Source organism: Burkholderia sp. GW821-FHT14F03 (assembly GCF_058803765.1).
Genome location: NZ_JBXAPG010000001.1, coordinates 84,754 through 103,041, shown reverse-complemented (window position 1 = coordinate 103,041; position 18,288 = coordinate 84,754). Strand labels below are relative to the sequence as shown.

Genomic DNA, 18,288 nt, shown 5'->3' with positions numbered 1-18,288 from the left:
ACAGGCCCGCATCGTAATCCGGCCAAAATTCTCACGCGCCCGAATCGTCGATGCGCGGCTCGCAGCGGATCGGGAAATTGACCGAGTTGGCGATATAGCAGCGCGCATGCGCGACGTGATGCAGGCGCTCCGCCAGCGCGGGATCGTCGCCGGCGCGGATCGTCACGCGCGGCCGCAGCACGATGTCGGTGAAGCGCCCCGCCTCCGGGCCGTCGAGCATCGTGCCCTGCGCCTCGTCGACATAGTCGAGCACGGTCACGCCGGCCTCCGCGCACAGATGCAGATACCACAGCTTGTGGCACGCCGACGCCGACGCGAGCAGCAGATCCTCGGGATTCCAGCGCGCGGCGTCGCCGAGAAACGCGGGATCGGACGAGCCCGCGATCGGCGGCTTGCCGTCCGCCTCGATCAGATGGTCGCGCCCGTACTGCCGGTAGCCCGACGTGCCGCTGCCCCGGTTGCCGGTCCAGCGCACGGTCACGCGATAGTGGTGTTCGCCGTATCCCATGAGTCCTCCGTCGAATGTCGACCCGCCGCGATTCTGCCAGCGATCGGCAATTTGGTATACCATTATTCCAATCAACCTTCATCGACCATGAACAGCTCATTCGACTCCACGGCGGGCGCGATCGCCGCCTCGCTGCGCGAACTGATCGTCGACGGCACGCTCGCGAGCGGCGAGCGGCTCGTCGAGCGCGATCTCGCCGACCGCTTCGAGGTGAGCCGGATTCCGCTGCGCGAAGCGATCCAGCAGCTCGCGCGCGAGGGGCTCGTGACCCTGCAGCGCAATCGCGGCGCGACCGTGCGCGAACTCTCGGCCGCCGACGTCGGCGAAATCTACGACTTGCGCGTGCTGCTGGAAGGCGACGCGATCCGGCGCGCCGTGAAACGGATGGACGACGAGGCGCTCGCGCGCGCCACGCTCGTGCATCAACTGCTCGGCACGGCCGACACCCCCGCGCGCCAGGGCGCGCTCAATCGCGAATTCCACGAACTGCTTTACGCGCCCTGCGGCAATGCGCGTCAGCTCGTCGCGATCCATGAACTGCGCGCGCAGGTCGAGCGCTACGAGCGCCTGCACCATACGCTGCTTGCGGATACACCGGCGTTCCAGCATGAACACGCGCAGATCCTCGACGCCTGCCGCGCGCGCAATGCGCGCCGCGCGCAGGCGTTGACCGCCGCGCATCTCGATTCGGCGCGCGCGATCGTGCTGCGTCTCGTCGAATCCGGCTGAGCGCCCCGCGCCGTCGCCTGGGCGGCGCTCAGGCCCGGTCGCCCAGATGCGCGGCGAACCAGCCGACGGCCGCCTGGATCGCCCGCTCCGCCTGCGCGACGTAGGGATCGAAGTGCCCGCCCGGCAGGATCTCCAGCCGTTTCGGTTCGAGCGCGCGCTCATACGCGGCCAGCGCGAGGTCGGCCGGCGTCACGGTGTCGCGTTCGGCGACCAGCATCAGCAGCGGCGTCGGACTGACCCGGTCGATCCAGCTACCGGGCTCGTACGCGCTCGCGAGTTCGCTCGATCTGAGCGTGACGCGGTTTTCCCAGCCGGCGTCGCGCGCCGCCGCCATCGTATAGAACGCGCGCGCATCGTCGCCCGCGTAGAGGCCGGCGACACCGTCCTCCGAGCAGACCCGCCGTTCGCCCGGCGCCTCGCCCGCATAGCGCGCGGCCCGGTCGCGCTCGAAATCGGCGCGCACCGCGTGCAGCCGCTCGCCCGCGCGGCGCAACAGGCTCTGGTAGCCACTGATGGTCGGCACCTGGCTGACGACGCAGCGCACGCGCCGATCGAGCGCGCCCATCATGATCGCGTGGCCCCCGCTGTAGCTGGAACCCCATACGCCGATCCGGTCGGCGTCGACTTCCGGCAGCGTGCCGGCCCAGCTCACCACGTCGCGCATGTCCGCGATCTGCTGGTGAGGATCGATTTCGCCGCGCACGTCGCCGCCGCTCGCGCCGAAGTTGCGATGATCGTAGAGCACCACCGCGAAGCCCGCCTGCGCGAAGCGTTCGGCGAAATCCGTCAGGTAGTGGCGCTTGAGCGCGGCGAAGCCGGGGCTCATCACGATCAAGGGCGCGGGACCGGGGCGCGTCGGGGTGTACAGCCAGCCATCCAGTTCGACACCGCCCGCCGCGATACGGCGGGATACGCGTACATAGTCGTCGCTCATGCCATGCTCCATCTGGAGAGGGGTTCGGAAGAGGCGAAGCGTAGCGCGGGCGAGCGGCCCGCGCCGCCTCCGGTACGCCAGTGGATCGCGCGCATCGGACAGGTTGGCGGCGCGAGACGGTGGCGCGCCGGCCCGGGAACGGCGCGACGCATGCCGCGGGACGGTCAGGCCGTCATCCTCCGGCCGCCCGGACGGCCGTCGCGACGGCCGTCATTCGCCGCTCGACGCGACCCGCCATGTCTTCATCATGGAACCACCGGCGCATATCGCTTTCATAGATACGTCGCTACCTCATTCCATCCCGTCGTCCGGCGGCCTCGCATCGGCGTCCCGATCCCGGAAATCACCGACAGCCCCTGCACCCGCCATCGAACGCGTCTTTCTCGACCTGAGCCCATTCGCCATGCCCCTCCACCCGATTTCCTCCGCCCGACAGCCGCGCCCGCGCCGGATGACACTCTCCATGCTGATGTCCCTCGCGTTGCTGAGCGGCGGCGCCCGCGCCGAGATCGCGCCCGTCTCCCGCGACCAATGCCGGCAGATGCAGGCGAGCGGCGTGATGCCCGCCGACGCGCCGGTGGGCTGCGATCGCCTGCGCAACGTCTCGTTCCAGTACCTCGGTTTCGAGAACGAGCCGCGCATGGGGACGATCGTCGTGCTCGACGCGCTTGCGCCGCGCGTGCAGGCGATCTTCGACGCGCTCCGCAAGCTGGATTTCCCGCTTCAGCAAGCCGTACCGATCGAGCATTTCTCCGGCGACGACGATGCGTCGATGAATGCGAATAACACGTCCGCCTTCAATGCGCGGCCGATCTCAGGCGGCAGCGCATGGTCGCTGCACGCGTTCGGCGCCGCGATCGACCTCAATCCGATCCAGAATCCCTACATCGTGCTCGGAACCGACGGCGTCGCGTCGGTTCGCCCGCCCGCTGCCGCGAGAACCTCGGTCAACCGCTTCGACGATCGGCCCGACAAGCCGAAACGACCGGGCATGGCCGAGGCCGTCGTCGATGTGTTCGCCGACAACGGCTTCATCGGCTGGGGCGGATACTGGAATTTCCCGATCGACTACCAGCACTTCGAGATCGGCTCGCGCGGCTTCGCGCAACGGCTGGCTCGCGCATCGCCTGACGAGGCGGGACGGCTTTTCGAGGCGCAGGTCACGCGCTACGCGGATTGCATGCGCGGCGCGCAAGGCGTCGAGCATGCCGCGGCGCGCGCCGCCTGCGTGACGCGCGTGTGGCAGTAAAGCGGCATGTCTTCGCAGCGCGGCGCGGGCGCATCGAGGCCGCCCCGCCTCATTCGGCCTGCATGGCGAACGCGCGCGGCGTGTGACCGGTCAGGCGGCGAAACACCGCGATGAACGCGCCCGGCGAGTCGTAGCCGAGATCGGCCGCGATCCGCGTGACCGGTTCGCCGTCCGCCAGCCGGGGAATCGCGGCCGCCACGCGCACTTGCTGGCGCCACAGCAGGAAGCTCGTGCCCAGTTCGGCGCGGAACAGCCGCGACAAGGTCCGCGCCGAAGCGCCGACGAGCGCGCCCCATGCATCGAGCCCCCGGTCGTCCGCCGGATCGTCGAGCAGACGCAGGCAGACGTTGCGCAAACGGTGGTCGCCGGGCAGCGGGATGTCGAGCGGCATCACCCGGGCGCGCTCGATCTCGTCGAGCAGCAGTTGCATCAGGTGGGCGTCGTAGCCGGACGCGGGCGTGTCGTCGGTCACCGCCTGCGCCTGCCGGATCAGTTCGCGCAGCAGCGGCGTCGCCGCCAGGCTGCGCGGCGCGTCGGGCAGGCGCTTCGCGCACAGGCGCGGCGCGACATAGACGCTGCGCAGCGTCACCGCCCCCCGCGCGCGCAGCGCATGCGGCAGTTGCGCGGGCATCCACAGCGCCTGCTGGGGCGAGATGATCCAGCAGGCGTCGCCGCACTTCAGTTCCATCACGCCGTGAAGCGCGTAGATCAGCTGCGCGGCGTCGTGCCAGTGGTCACTCAATGCATAACCGTCGGGATAGTCGCGCGCAACCGGCTTGAACAGTTCGTGTTCGGACGAGAAGACTGGCAGGTGCATGGAGAACGGCGCGCGTGGGATGCGGGAGCGGAGGTGCCGGCATTCTAGCCCGCACGACGCGCCGCGCATGCCCGAACCGCTTCGGACCGGTCTTGGCTCGTAACAGAAATACAGCATTGCGTCTCTTATCCACATTCCGCGTCGATTGCCTGCGTCCAGCGCGGTAAAACAGGAGGTCGGCGCAAGCATCCCGGCCGTATTGCACGTAATCCCGCGGCGACGGCCCATGCCTGGCCCCGCCTCCTCGCGCCGAACCCGCTCTGGCCCGCCCGATGCCCCGGCCGACATTGACACCCGTCCAACCCGCCCCCTACCATCGTCCGCAGCCATCACGCCACACGGAGGACTGAATCGATGAGCGCGCATCCCCCGAGAATTGTCATCGTCGGCGGCGGCATCGCCGGTTTATTGCTGGCCACGCGGCTCGGCAACCAGTTGGGGCGTTCGGGCCGCGCCTCGGTCACGCTGCTCGATAAAAGTCCCACGCATATCTGGAAACCCATGCTGCACACGATCGCGGCCGGCACGCGCAATATCCAGCAGCAGCAGGTCGTCTTCCTCGCGCATGCCAGCGAACACGGCTTCGCCTACCAACCCGGCGAACTGTGCGGCCTCGATCGCGAGCGGCGTGAAATCCACCTCGCCGACCTGCATACGCCCGACGGCGAACTGATCCTCGGCGCGCGCAGCCTCGGCTACGACGTGCTAATCCTCGCCATCGGTAGTCATGCGAACGATTTCGGCACGCCCGGGGTGCGCGAGCATTGCTATTTCATCGACAGCCAGTCCGAAGCCGAAACCTTCAATGTCGCATTGCGCACGCGCATCTTCCGCAGCGTCGCGGAAGACGAGCCGTTGCGCGTCGCGATCGTCGGCGGCGGCGCAACCGGCGTCGAGCTTGCGGCGGAGTTGAGCCGCCTGCTCGAACTCGCGTCGAGCTACGGCGATCCGCGCGCACGCGAGCGCCTCGACCTCACCCTGCTGGAAAGCGGCCCGCGCATCCTGGCCGCGTTTCCGCCCGGGATCTCCGCGTCGGCCGAACAGCAGCTCCGCAACATCGGGTTCCGGGTGCTGACCTCCACGCGCGTCACGTCCGCCGACGCGAGCGGTTTTCACTACGGCGACGGCGGCTTCGCGCCTGCCAACCTGATGGTGTGGGCGGCCGGCGTCAAGGGTGCGGATTTCGCGAACGGCCTCGGCGGCCTCGCGAGCACGCGCACGAACCAGATCCTGATCCGGCCGACGCTGCAGGCGCAGGACGACGACGCGGTCTTCGCGCTCGGCGATGCATCGAGCCTGACGCCCGACGGCGCCGAGCGCCCGCTTGCGCCGACCGCCCAGGTGGCGACGCAGCAGGCCGAATTCCTCGCCAAACATCTGCCCGCCTGGCTCGACGGCCGGCCGCTGCCCGACTTCGCGTTTCACGATTTCGGCTCGCTCGTGTCGATCAGCGACTACAACGCCTTCGGCACGCTCGGCCGCTTCGGCTTCTTCCGCGGCGCGTTCATCAAGGGCCGTTTCGCCCAGTTGAGCCACGCGATGCTCTATCGCCACCACCAGCAGGCGCTGCACGGGTTTCCCAAGGCCACGCTGCTGTGGACCGCCGAGCGGATCAACAGTTGGGTGCAGCCAAAGATCCGGCTGACCTGAGCGGCCAGCCGGCAAGGTCCGGGGCGGGGCGCGCCCGCCGCCGAGTGGTCGCGCGCGGGGATGAGCGCGGTATCGAGACCCTGGCGCAGGCATCCCGCGTCGGCGCGCTTGCCCCATCACGTCGAAGCGACGCTTCTCCGCCTCGTTTAATGCTCATTGCTTGATCAGTTGCTCATTTCGGCAGCCTCTTGGCCAGATTCGAGATCAGCGACGTCACCGGTCCGAGCGGGCCCACGCCGTGCGCGCCCGCATTCGCCGCCGTTCCCGGGCCTCCGGTCACTACCGTGATCGTCTGAGCCGCGTCGCTGCCGCCGGCCCCCGCCAAGGACACCACGCTCACGCCTTCAAGCCGGCCGGCCGGCTTCGCGAGCCCGGCCGCGCGTCCGCTCCCCCCGGTCGACCGCCCAAGCAGACCGCCTGCCTCGCCCAATATTTCCGTCACCGACCCGATCACGCCATGCAGCGTGGCAATCGGACTGATCGGCATGACCGGATTCGCCGGCGGCGTCGCCAGGGCGCCAATGATCTCGTTCACCACCTTGCTCACCGGCGCGAGCGGATTGCCTCCGGTTCCGCTCCCTGCCGCCGGCGTCGGGATCCCATACACGGTCAGCCCCAGGCCGGGCACCTCCGTTGCACGATCTCCGCTCGCCCCCGCCCGGGCGGTCACGCTCGCCGCCAGCGCGAATCCCGTCAGGACGACCAGCGCCAGATGCCTCCGTTTGAAGACGCGTTCCATGTTTGACCTTTTCCAGGTTGTGCCGCAGATGCGGCCCGGAGGTAGCTGCAGGGAAAGTGCCAGGTACCCGGGTTCGAGTGAGTGAAATTTAAATTTCGTAAATTCATAAATTATGGAATTTACAGCCAATTAATAGAAAAACTTCGCAAAAAAATCGAACCATGGTCGTGATGTTACCCCTCGTTTCGATACGAAACGCCCGTGACGCGTGACATCCCCAACCCACACGCGCCCTCTCGACGCGCACGGGCCACTTCACTCCTCGCATGCGACACGACCACGCATGCGTTCACATTTTTACGATCGTCCCGATCGTTAATTTTTTACGTCCACATCTGATTAACCACCACCAAAAGATAATCCCCACTAAACCTCAGACTTAATCCCTCTCAACGCCGCCCGTCCGCGCCGGGCCGACCTCTCGGAAATAGACCCCCATCAAATCATTTCCGGCCAACTATTAAGAATTGTTAAAAGCAGCCGTTACCCACATCCATGAGCCTCGCCGAAGCAGGACCAAATCCGGCGGGGACACGGGAAAAATCCGTTGGATGTGTCGGACTGCGAATTAATACGAGGGCGCTTCCGGCTCGCCGATTCCATCGGATTCCGCCCGCCTTAACCGTGGGATAGCGGTTTCGAACCATAGGACCGAGAGCCAACATGAGAGTCAAACGTTTCAACCTCCCCCCCGCACGGCTCAGCCAGACGCGTACGCTCGCAGGCATCCTTTCCGTTTCCCTGCTGATTCCCCTCGCCGGTTGCGGCGGCGGCGGCGGCGGCGGTGATGGCACTCCGTCCCCCACCCCGTCGACCGCGACGCCGACCACCCCGACCCCGACCACGCCGACGCCGACGCCCGGCACGTCGACCTCGCCGAATTCGAATGCGTCCTGCGCCGCCCAGACCTCGTCGTCCGCGTCGTCGAGCACGACGCCCGGCACCACCGCGCAGGACGTGCCGGTCGACCACGTGATCATCAAGCTGCAGCCGACCACCATGTCGTCCGCTTCCGGAGCCCGCATCATGGCGGCGAGCGTCAGCGATCCGGCCCGCGTCAGCGCCGTGATCCAGCGCGTGATGACCAACTGGAACGCGCCGAGCGCGCAGAACAGCCAGGCGCGCAATTACGCGGCCAGCGCCGCGCAGCCGGCCGCCGTGCAGATGGAGCGCACGCTGTCGGACGGCTCCTCGCTGCTGTCGCTCGGCCGCCGGATGGCCGCCGCCGACGCGACCGCGCTCGCGCAAGCCTTCGCGGCCGACCCCGACGTCGCCTACGCGGAACCGGATCGCCGCGTGTTCACGCGGACCGTGCCGACCGATCCGATGTTCTCGCAACAATGGAACCTGACCGACCCGTCCGTTGGCATCGACCTGCCGCTCGCCTGGAACCTGACCACGGGCGCGCCCGGCCTCGTGACCGCCGTGCTCGACACCGGCTACCGCCCGCATCCCGACATCACGCCGAACCTGCTGCCCGGCTACAGCTTCATCACGAGCGTCGCGACCAGCAACAACGGCAAGACGCGCGGCCCGGACGCCACCGATCCGGGCGACTGGGTCACGCAGGCCGAAATCAACGATTCGACCGGCCCGTTCTACAACTGCGAAACGTCGCCGAACAACAGCAGCTGGCACGGCACCAAGGTAGCGGGCCTCATCGGCGCGTCGGCCAACAACGGCATCGGCATCGCGGGCGTGAACTGGAACAGCCAGATCCTGCCCGTGCGCGTGCTCGGCAAGTGCGGCGGCGCCACCAGCGACATCGCGGACGCCATGCGCTGGGCCGCCGGGATCCCGGTCGCCGGCGTGCCGAACAACACGCATCCGGCCAAGGTCATCAACCTGAGCCTCGGCGGCACCGGCCCGTGCGGCGACACCTTCCAGCAGGCGATCAACGACGTCAATGCGGTCGGCGTGAGCGTCGTGGTCGCGGCCGGCAACAACGGTCAGTCGACCGCGCAGGATCGCCCCGCGAACTGCAAGGGCGTGATCGCGGTCGCCGCGACCGACAACACCGGCCGTCGCGCGTGGTACAGCAACTTCGGCTCGGAGATCACCCTGAGCGCGCCGGGCTCGGTCATCCTGTCGACCTCGAACACGGGCACCACCTCGCCGGTGGCGGACACCTACGCGACCGACAGCGGCACGAGCCTCGCCGCGCCGCAGGTGGCGGGCGTGATCTCGCTGATGCTGTCGATGAACCCGACGCTGACGCCCGCGCAGATCGCGCAGAAGCTCGCGGCCACGGCCCGTCCGTCGCCCGTCGCCGCCACCGCGACATGCAGCGCCTTGCCGCCCGGCGCGGGGATCCTCGATGCGAAGGCCGCGGTGACCGCCGCGACGTCGAACTGAGCAGGACGCGTGGTGCGGCGATTCCGGCACGGGGTCGCCGCGTCATGCTTGCGGGAGAGATGAACGGCGGCGGCGCGTGATGCGCCGCCGTTTTTGCGTCGGGAGAACCGTTGCATGACGCGCGCGCCGCAACCTGGCGCAGGCGCAACGCGCCGCTCATCGGTCCGAGGGCGCGCCCCCGACACCGCGTCCGCCGCACCGGCTCACGCCGCGCACGCCATCCGGATCCGCTCGCGCAGCCGGCGATGCGCGGCATCGTGCTCGACGCGCGGATGCCACATCATCGACACCGTGACGCCCTCGGTCTCGACCGGCAGCTCGAACGTATGCAGGCCGTCCCGGCCCTGACGGGTCTGGCGCCCCGGCACGCAGGCGACGAACCGGCCGCCGCGCGCCAGCGCCAGCGCGGCCGAAAAACTCGACACGACCGCCGACGACACGAAGCCCACTTCGGCCGGCGTGAGCGCGAACGGCTTCGCGATGTCCTTGATGCCGTACGCGAGCGAGGTCAGGTCGTACGCATCGAGAAACACGCCGCCGAGCGCGATCACGATCACCGCGCGCGCCTTGCCGAACGGCGCGCCCTGGTTCGCGAGCCGCGCGACGTCCGCGGCCGAGCGGATCACGGCGGGCGCGCCGGACGGAACGTCGCGCGCGGCGGACGCCGCCGGGTCGAGAATCACGATAGACATGCCGCACACTCCCTCGCACTGTGGCGGACGGCGAAACACGGCGACTATATCGGCCGCGTTCCGCTCCACAAATCCGCATTTCGCGTATCGATATCGCCGCGCCTGCGTGGCGCGCGCGGCATCCGGCGCGGCGGACCGGAACGAATCTGCGTAAACCTTGCGTAAAGGGGTTGACGTTTTGCTTGCCGGGCCTTTACCATCGGCCCCGTCTAAATACATGGAGTGTTCTGTGAACACCGATGCGAGTTGTAGTTGGTCCTGCACCAACTTTGACTGCTGACTGAGGAAACGCGCAGAGCTTCATCTCCTGCCGCATCCTCGATCGCAGGATGCGGTGTCCTTCCGGCCTTCCCGGCCCGATCTTCCCGCCCGAATTTCATTGAACGAACGACGCGCCCCATGCGCGCGCCTGTGTTCGTCCGCGCCGTGCGGCCTTGCGCCGCCCGGCGAACGCGCCCGCACGACGCCTGGCGCGTGCGCGACCGCGCACGCGCAGCGGCTTGCGCCCCGATCGCGAAGGCCTTGCGCCTTTGCCCGCAATCGACAGGAGTTCTGATGGAAGCAGACGACAGTAGCCGATTATGGCTCGCCGGCGCGCACCTCCAGCGTGTGCCTGCCGATCGTCGCGCGCCGGCGAGCGACCCCATAGACCTCGAATCTCAGCCGAACGCGCCAGACGCGACGCGGCGGGGGACGCTCGCGCCGCGTTAACGCGACGGACGCCCCTCGCCGGTCCGCCCGGCCATGGAGCGTCCCATGACACAACGCACGAACCCGAAGAACAAGCAGCGCGGTTTTCTCAATTACGGCGCGCGTCAACGCGACGACGACGCGCAGTCCATGCGCATCGTCCGCGAAGCCGCCCAGCCGCTCGAAGCCACGCTGAAGAACCTGCGCACCACCACCGGCGGTCTCACCTTCGCCCAGGCCGAAGACCGCCTGCTGCTCGACGGCCCGAACGAGATCGCGCACGACAAGCCGCCGCACTGGACCCGGCAGTTGTTGCAATCGTTCAACAATCCGTTCATCTACGTGCTGCTGGTGCTCGCCGCCATCAGCTACTTCACCGACATCTATTTCGCCGAGCCCGGCGACCAGGATTACGTCAAGATCTCGATCCTGATGGCGATGGTCGGCATCAGCGCGCTGCTGCGCTTCTTCCAGGAATTCCGTTCGCTGCGCGCCGCCGAGAAGCTGAAGGCGATGGTGCGCACCACCGCCACGGTGCAGCGGCGCATCACCGAGGCCGGCGAACCCACGCGCACCGAAGTGCCGATGCGCGAGGTCGTCGTCGGCGACATCGTGCACCTGTCGGCGGGCGACATGATTCCCGCCGACGTGCGGCTGCTGTCGTCGCGCGACCTGTTCATCAGCCAGGCCGTGCTGACGGGCGAAGCGCTGCCCGTCGAGAAGTACGACACGCTCGGCGCGGTCGCGCAGAAGTCCGCGCATCATCCGGCCACCGAGACCGAGGCGAGCGCCGAGGCGCGCGAGCCGGAAGGCGCGCTGCTCGATCTCGCGAACGTCTGCTTCATGGGCACCAACGTCGTGAGCGGCACCGCGATCGCGGTCGTGGTCGCGACGGGCGAAGACACCTACTTCGGCTCGCTCGCGAAGAACGTGGTCAGCCACAAGCGCATCGAGACCAGCTTCGATCGCGGCGTATCGAGCGTCAGCTGGCTGCTGATCCGCTTCATGCTCGTGATGGTGCCGGTGGTGTTCATGATCAACGGCCTGACCAAGGGCGACTGGCTCAGCGCCCTCACCTTCGCGCTCGCGGTCGCGGTCGGCCTCACGCCGGAAATGCTGCCGATGATCGTCAGCGCGAACCTCGCGCGCGGCGCGGTCGCGATGGCGCGCCGCAAGGTCGTCGTCAAACGCCTGAACTCGGTGCAGAACTTCGGCGCGATGGACGTGCTGTGCACCGACAAGACCGGCACGCTGACGCAGGACAAGATCATCCTCGAGCATCACCTCGACATCCTCGGCCAGAAGAACGAGGACATCCTGCGCCTCGGCTGGCTCAACAGCTATCACCAGAGCGGCCAGAAGAACCTGATCGACATCGCGGTCGTCAATCGCGCGAACGAGCTGGGCGACCGGGTGAAGCCGAAGGAATACAAGAAGATCGACGAACTGCCGTTCGACTTCGTGCGCCGCCGTCTGTCGGTGGTGGTCGAGGATCCGCGCGGCGAGCATCTCCTCGTCTGCAAGGGGGCGGTCGAGGAGATGCTCGCGGTGTCCACGCACGTGCAGGACGAGGACGGCGTGCGGCCGCTCGACTACGTGGCCCGCAAGCGCCTGCTCGAACAGGCGAATGCGTACAACGAGGACGGCTTCCGCGTGCTGGTGCTCGCGACGCGCGCGATCCCGCGCGGCGACGAGCGCGAGCAGTATCGCACCGCCGACGAGCGCGACCTCACGGTGCGCGGCTTCCTGACCTTCCTCGATCCGCCCAAGGAATCGGCCGCGCCGGCGCTCGCCGCGCTGCGCGAGAACGGTGTCGCGGTGAAGGTGCTGACGGGCGACAACCCGACCGTCACGATGAAGGTGTGCCGCCAGGTCGGCCTCAATCCCGGCAAGCCGATCCTCGGCCCCGAGATCGACACGCTCGACGACGCGACGCTGTCGCAGGTGGTCGAACGCGCGACCGTGTTCGCGAAGCTCACGCCGCTGCAGAAGGCGCGCATCGTCAAGGCCCTGCAGGCGAACGGCCACACGGTCGGCTTCCTCGGCGACGGCATCAACGACGCCCCCGCGCTGCGCGACGCCGACGTCGGCATCTCGGTCGACAGCGGCGCCGACATCGCGAAGGAAACCGCCGACATCATCCTGCTCGAAAAGAGCCTGATGGTGCTGGAGGAAGGCGTGATCAAGGGCCGCGAGACCTTCGGCAACATCCTCAAGTACCTGAACATGACGGCCAGCTCGAACTTCGGCAACGTGTTCTCGGTGCTGGTGGCGAGCGCATTCCTGCCGTGGGAGCCGATGCTCGCGACGCAGCTGCTGATCCAGAACCTGATCTACGACACCTCGCAGATGCTGCTGCCGTGGGACAAGATGGACCCCGAGTTCCTGAAGAAGCCGCGCAAGTGGGAAGCGGGCAATATCGGCCGCTTCATGCTGTGGATCGGGCCGACCTCGTCGGTGTTCGACATCACCACCTACGCGCTGATGTGGTCGGTGTTCGGCGCGGGCGCGCTGTACCACCTGCATGGCGGCGCCGCCGGCCAGGTCGTGATGAACTCGGGCTGGTTCATCGAAGGGCTCGTGTCGCAGACGCTCGTCGTGCATCTGCTGCGCACTCAGAAGATCCCGTTCCTGCAAAGCACCGCGGCGCTGCCGGTGCTGCTGTCGACCGCGGTCGCGATCGGGATCGGCTGCTGGCTGCCGTTCTCGCCGTTCGCCGAGTCGCTCGGCTTCATCCACCTGCCGAGCAGCTACTGGATGTGGCTGATCGCCACCATGATCGGCTACATCGCGCTCGCGCAGGTCGTGAAGACGATCTACGTGAAGCGCTACCGGCAGTGGTTCTGAACCGCGCCCGCTGACTCCGGGCCCGTCCGCGCACGCCGCGCGGGCGGGCGACCCCGCTCCTCTCCTGCAGTCATCGACATGAAAAAGATTCTCCGTTTCGCGACCGCCTGCTCGCTGCTGTCACCGGCCGGCGCGTACGCCACCCATCCGCTCGTTTCCGACGACACCGGCACCCAGGGCGACGGCAACTGGCAATACGAACTCAACATGGAGCAGACCTCGCGCCAGTCCGACACCGGCCGCCAGCAGCTCTGGAACACCACGCTCACGCGCGGCTTCGGCCCGTCGTTCGATCTCTATGTGAACGCGCCCTACACGCACGTGCAGACCCGCTCGGACGAGGCCAGCTCCGGCTTCGGCGACGTCGAGATCGGCGCGAAGTGGCGCGTGCTCGAGCGCGGCCCGCTCAGCATCGCGCTGAAACCGCGCATCAACGTGCCGACCGGCGACGACCATCACGGGCTCGGCAACGGCCGCGTGAACGCCGGCGCGACGCTGCTCGCGCAGTACGACGTGGCCGCGTTCACGTTCCTCGTCAACGCGGGCGTCGCCTACCAGCCCAACAGCCACGACGACCGGACCTCGCTATGGCAGGTGTCGGGCGCGATGCTGTACCGCGTGACCGACCGGCTCCAGCTCGCGCTCGACATCGGCGCGTCGCGCAATCCGGATCGCGACCATCACACCTCTCCCGCGTTCCTGATCGCGGGCGCGATCTACACGCCGCGCCCCTGGCTCGATCTCGACGTCGGCTACCGGCGCGGGCTCAACGACCAGACCTACAATCACTCGCTGATGGCGGGCGTGACCGCGCGCTGGTAGCGCGTTGCCGGCGCGGCTCGACGCGGCGCGTCAGCCCGCGTCGAACAGCGCGGCGCACAGCGCGCGCCCTTCGTCGGTCAGCGCCGCGCTGCCCGTACCGTCGTCGCGCAGCGTGGTGACGGTCAGCCCCGCTGCGTCGAGCTGGGTCAGCATCCGCCGCAGGCTGCTCATCGGCGCCCGCGCGCGCTTGCTCAGCTTCGCGAGCGACCAGGGCTTGCCCGCGCCGTCCGCCGCCGCCTCGTGGAGGCACGCGAGCAGCGCCGCCAGCGCCGGGTCCAGTCCGTCTTCGTCGCCGCCTTCGGGCGGCGCATCCGCCTGATCGTTCATCCTCTCCTTCCCCTTCATGCGTGCATGCGCGCGCAGCGCGCGGCCAGTTCGCCGAGCGTCTTGAGCGCCTGCTCGATCTGCGCCGACCACGGCGCGCTGTAGTTGAGCCGGATGAAATGCCGATAACCGTCGGTGGTCGAGAACATCCGCCCCGGCCCGATCGTGATGCGCTGCGCGAGCGCCAGTTCGTAGAGCCGCATCGCGTCGACCGTCGGCGGCAGCTCGACCCACAGCACGTAGCCGCCCATCGGCTGCGACAGCCGCGTGCCTTCCGGGAAGAAACGCCGCACCATCGCGGCCATCAGCTTCGCCTGCTGCGCATAGGCGCGGCGGATGCGGCGCAGATGATGATCGTAGCCGTCGTGGCGCAGGTATTCCGCGATCGCCAGTTGATCGATCGCGGGCGTCGCGAGCGTGTTCAGGAACTTGAGCTTCTCGACTTCGTCGCGGTAGCGCCCCGGCATCGCCCAGCCGATCCGGTAGGCGGGCGACAGGCTCTTCGAGAACGACGCGCAATGCAGCACCAGCCCTTGCCGGTCGTAGGTCTTCAACGCGCTCGGCCGCGCGTCGCCGTAGTACAGCTCGTGATAGACGTCGTTCTCGATGGCCGGCACGTCGTGGCGCGCAAGCAGCTCGACCAGCGCGCGCTTGCGCGCGTCCGGCATCTGGAAGCCGAGTGGATTCTGGAAGTTCGGCATCACCATGCAGGCGGCGATCCGCTCGCGCCCGAGTATCTCCGCGAGCGCGTCGAGGTCGATGCCGTCCGACGGATGCGTCGCGACCTCGATCGCGCGCATGCCGAGCCGTTCGATCGCATGCAGCATCGCGTAGAAGGTCGGCGACTCGACCGCGATCGTATCGCCCGGCCTGGCCACCGCCTGCAGGCACAGATTGATCGCCTCGGTCGCGCCGATCGTCACGACGATCTCGTCCGGCTCGACCGGCACGCCATGCTCGTGGTAACGGCGCGCGATCTGCCGGATCAGCTCGGGATTGCCCGGCGGCAGGTCGTCGATCACGCCCCAGCGGCTGCGCTGCCGCGCGATCGCCTGCGCGTGGCGGGCGATCCGCGCCGACGGGAACGGCGTCGAGTCGGGATAGGGCGAGCCGAACGGCACCGCGTCGTCGCGCGCGATCGAACGCAGCGTCGACAGCACGAGACGGCTCACGTCCACCCGCGCCGACACCGCGAGCGGCGCCGACGCGTGCAGCTCGGATGCGGCCGGCTCCGCCGTCCGCGCGCGCACGAAATAGCCGGACTGAGGCCGGCTCTCGATCGCCCCGCGGCTCTCCAGCACCAGATAGGCGCGCACCACCGTCGTTGCGCTCAGCTGCTGCTGGCGCGCGGTGTGCCGCACCGACGGAATCCGCTCGCCCGGCTGGTACACCCCGCGCCGGATCATCCCGTCGATATCGTCGGCCAGTTTCTCGTAGCGCTTCACGCCGCTCCCTGTCGAATATCTTTCAGAGACACAGTTCCTTGATCCGGCTCATCCAAACCGCGAACTGTACTCTTTTTTTGCACCGCAAGGTGTGCACGCAGGGCGCGCCGACCTGCACGTACCCTGTGCCTGTCATCGTCGCCCCAACCTCACCGCATCATGAAAAAGAAGCAAGCCAACGCCCGCATCGAGCCGTACACCCACCCCGCCGCGGGCTGGGGCGCGCTCAAGTACGTCGCGATCAACCTGATCAAGGAGAAGGTTCCCGGCCGCGACTACCGCCTGCTGTTCAAGCAGAACCAGCCGGACGGCTTCGACTGCCCGGGCTGCGCCTGGCCGGACCGCGCGCACGCGTCCACCTTCGAGTTCTGCGAGAACGGCGTGAAGGCGGTGGCCGCCGAGGCGACGGGCAAGCGCGTCACGCCCGCGTTCTTCGCGGCGCATACCGTCACCGCGCTGCTCGACCAATCCGACTTCGAACTGGAGCAGCACGGCCGCCTCACCGACCCGATGGTCTACGACGCGGCGTCCGACCGCTACGTGCCGATCGCCTGGAACGAGGCGTTCGCGCTGATGGCGCGGCACCTGCGCGCGCTCGACGATCCGAACCGCGCCGCGTTCTACACCTCGGGCCGCGCGAGCAACGAGGCGGCGTTCCTGTACCAGCTGTTCGTGCGCCGCTTCGGCACCAACAACTTCCCCGATTGCTCGAACATGTGCCACGAGGCGACGAGCCGCGGCCTGCCGGCCACGGTCGGGGTCGGCAAGGGCACCGTCACGCTCGACGACTTCGAGCACGCGGACACGCTGCTGATCTTCGGCCAGAACCCGGCGACGAACCACCCGCGCATGCTCGGCGAGCTGCGCGAATGCGCCAAGCGCGGCGCGACGATCGTGTCGATCAACCCGCTCAAGGAACGCGGCCTCGTGCGCTTCGCCGATCCGCAAAGCCCGCTGGAGATGATGTCGATGTCGGGCACCGCGATCGCGTCGATGTTCATCCAGCCGACCCTCGGCGGCGATTTCGCGCTGATCAAGGGCGTGGCCAAGCGCGTGCTCGAACTCGACGACGCGGCGCGCGAGAACGATGCGCCCCGGGTGCTCGACGTCGCGTTCATCGAAGCCCACACGCACGGCTTCGACGCGTTCGCCGATGACCTGCGCGCCGAGCGCTGGGGCGCGCTGACCGCCGAAAGCGGCGTGTCCTACGCGCAGATCGACGCGCTCGCGCAGGTCTACGTGCGCGGCGAGCGCACGATCGCCACCTGGGGGATGGGCATCACGCAGCACAAGCACTCGGTCCAGACCGTGCACATGCTGTCGAACCTGATGCTGATGCGCGGCAACATCGGCCGCGAGGGCGCGGGCCTGTGCCCGGTGCGCGGCCACTCGAACGTGCAGGGCAACCGCACGGTCGGGATCGAGGAAAAGCCGAGCCAGGCGTTCCTCGACCGGCTCGGCCGCGTGTTCGGCTTCGAGCCGCCCCGCCATCACGGCTACGACGTCGTCGAGACCATCGAGGCGATGCGCGAAGGCCACGTCAAGGTGTTCATCGGGCTCGGCGGCAACTTCGCGATGGCCACGCCCGACACGCCGCGCACCTGGGAAGGCCTGCGCCGCTGCGACCTGACCGTGCACATCACGACCAAGCTCAACCGCAGCCACCTGATCCACGGCCGCGACGCGCTGATCCTGCCGACCCTCGGCCGCACCGAGATCGACCTGCAGAACGGCGTCGCGCAAGGCGTGACGGTCGAGGATTCGATGAGCATGGTGCACGTGTCGTACGGCATGAACCGGCCGGCCTCGCCGAACCTGCTGTCGGAGACGGCGATCGTCGCGCGTCTGGCGGACGCGGTGCTCGGCAGCGGCGAGATCGACTGGCCCGGCTACATGAACGACTACGCGAAGGTGCGCGATGCGATCGAGCAGACCTTCGACGGCTTCGAGCATTACAACGAGCGGATCGCGAAGCCGGGCGGCTTCCACCTGCGGGTCGCGTCGCGCGAGCGCGAGTGGCTGACGCCGACCGGCAAGGCCAACTTCATCGCGCACCCGCTGCCGGCCGACACGCCGATCCAGCGCGCCCGCGCGCGCCACGGCGAGCGCCTGATGACGCTCATGACCACGCGTTCGCACGATCAGTACAATACGACGATCTACGCGCTCGACGACCGCTACCGCGGCGTGTATGGCCAGCGGCGCGTGGTGTTCGCGAACCCGGACGACCTCGCGATGCTCGGCTTCGCGGCGGGCGAACGGGTCGACCTCGAGACCGTGTGGGACGACGGCGTCGAGCGCCGCGCGAACGACTTCCTGCTGGTCGCCTACGATATTCCGCGCGGCTGCCTCGGCGCGTACTATCCGGAGACCAACCCGCTGGTGCCGCTCGACAGCGTCGGCGACATCTGCAACACGCCCACCTCGAAATCGATTCCGGTGCTGATGCACCGCTCGGCGGCCCTGGCGACGGCCGCCTGACCCCGG

Annotated in this window: 14 protein-coding genes; 7 read left to right on the top strand and 7 right to left on the bottom strand. The window is 68.3% G+C overall.

What is annotated here, in order from left to right; genetic code table 11:
* Positions 1–31 precede the first annotated feature (31 nt).
* Entirely contained in the window at positions 32–508 is a 477-nt protein-coding gene (locus AC1RQF_RS00435) for an OsmC family protein (RefSeq protein ID WP_273995801.1), read from the bottom strand.
* Between the two features lie 87 nt (positions 509–595).
* Between AC1RQF_RS00435 and AC1RQF_RS00430 the strand changes: the two genes are divergently transcribed.
* Entirely contained in the window at positions 596–1,237 is a 642-nt protein-coding gene (locus AC1RQF_RS00430) for a GntR family transcriptional regulator (RefSeq protein ID WP_492870982.1), read from the top strand.
* A 28-nt stretch (positions 1,238–1,265) separates the two neighbouring features.
* On the opposite strand, the gene AC1RQF_RS00425 is transcribed toward AC1RQF_RS00430, so the two are convergent.
* Positions 1,266–2,171, bottom strand: coding sequence for an alpha/beta hydrolase (locus AC1RQF_RS00425; protein ID WP_492870981.1), 906 nt, complete (start codon positions 2,169–2,171; stop codon positions 1,266–1,268).
* Between the two features lie 463 nt (positions 2,172–2,634).
* On the opposite strand from AC1RQF_RS00425, the gene AC1RQF_RS00420 reads away from it, so the two are divergent.
* Positions 2,635–3,420 carry a M15 family metallopeptidase gene (locus AC1RQF_RS00420; protein ID WP_273995798.1) on the top strand — a complete coding sequence of 262 codons (786 nt, stop codon included), beginning with the start codon at positions 2,635–2,637 and terminating at the stop codon, positions 3,418–3,420.
* A gap of 49 nt (positions 3,421–3,469) precedes the next feature.
* On the opposite strand, the gene AC1RQF_RS00415 is transcribed toward AC1RQF_RS00420, so the two are convergent.
* Positions 3,470–4,237, bottom strand: a complete 768-nt coding sequence (locus AC1RQF_RS00415; RefSeq protein ID WP_273995797.1) for an AraC family transcriptional regulator — start codon at positions 4,235–4,237, stop codon at positions 3,470–3,472.
* A gap of 354 nt (positions 4,238–4,591) precedes the next feature.
* Between AC1RQF_RS00415 and AC1RQF_RS00410 the strand changes: the two genes are divergently transcribed.
* Complete coding sequence (locus AC1RQF_RS00410; RefSeq protein WP_492870979.1) at positions 4,592–5,887, top strand: NAD(P)/FAD-dependent oxidoreductase; 1,296 nt, start codon at positions 4,592–4,594, stop codon at positions 5,885–5,887.
* Between the two features lie 172 nt (positions 5,888–6,059).
* On the opposite strand, the gene AC1RQF_RS00405 is transcribed toward AC1RQF_RS00410, so the two are convergent.
* A complete protein-coding gene (locus AC1RQF_RS00405) occupies positions 6,060–6,626 on the bottom strand; it encodes a hypothetical protein (protein ID WP_492870978.1) in 567 nt (188 codons plus the stop codon).
* Positions 6,627–7,289: 663 nt separating this feature from the next.
* On the opposite strand from AC1RQF_RS00405, the gene AC1RQF_RS00400 reads away from it, so the two are divergent.
* On the top strand, positions 7,290–8,981 hold the full coding sequence (locus AC1RQF_RS00400) for a S8 family peptidase (protein ID WP_492870977.1): 1,692 nt from the start codon (positions 7,290–7,292) through the stop codon (positions 8,979–8,981).
* 203 nt (positions 8,982–9,184) lie between these two features.
* Here AC1RQF_RS00400 and AC1RQF_RS00395 read toward each other — a convergent pair whose 3' ends face one another.
* On the bottom strand, positions 9,185–9,673 hold the full coding sequence (locus tag AC1RQF_RS00395; protein WP_492870976.1) for a hypothetical protein: 489 nt from the start codon (positions 9,671–9,673) through the stop codon (positions 9,185–9,187).
* A 756-nt stretch (positions 9,674–10,429) separates the two neighbouring features.
* Here AC1RQF_RS00395 and mgtA point away from each other — a divergent pair.
* A complete protein-coding gene (mgtA, locus tag AC1RQF_RS00390) occupies positions 10,430–13,210 on the top strand; it encodes a magnesium-translocating P-type ATPase (RefSeq protein ID WP_273995794.1) in 2,781 nt (926 codons plus the stop codon).
* A gap of 78 nt (positions 13,211–13,288) precedes the next feature.
* Positions 13,289–14,032 carry a transporter gene (locus AC1RQF_RS00385; RefSeq protein ID WP_273995793.1) on the top strand — a complete coding sequence of 248 codons (744 nt, stop codon included), beginning with the start codon at positions 13,289–13,291 and terminating at the stop codon, positions 14,030–14,032.
* A gap of 30 nt (positions 14,033–14,062) precedes the next feature.
* Here the strand turns inward: AC1RQF_RS00385 and AC1RQF_RS00380 are convergent, their stop codons facing one another.
* Positions 14,063–14,359, bottom strand: coding sequence for a transcriptional regulator (locus AC1RQF_RS00380; RefSeq protein ID WP_492870975.1), 297 nt, complete (start codon positions 14,357–14,359; stop codon positions 14,063–14,065).
* 14 nt (positions 14,360–14,373) lie between these two features.
* Positions 14,374–15,801, bottom strand: coding sequence for an aminotransferase-like domain-containing protein (locus AC1RQF_RS00375; RefSeq protein WP_273995792.1), 1,428 nt, complete (start codon positions 15,799–15,801; stop codon positions 14,374–14,376).
* Between the two features lie 159 nt (positions 15,802–15,960).
* On the opposite strand from AC1RQF_RS00375, the gene AC1RQF_RS00370 reads away from it, so the two are divergent.
* Positions 15,961–18,282 carry an FdhF/YdeP family oxidoreductase gene (locus tag AC1RQF_RS00370; RefSeq protein WP_492870974.1) on the top strand — a complete coding sequence of 774 codons (2,322 nt, stop codon included), beginning with the start codon at positions 15,961–15,963 and terminating at the stop codon, positions 18,280–18,282.
* The last annotated feature ends 6 nt before the right edge of the window (positions 18,283–18,288 follow it).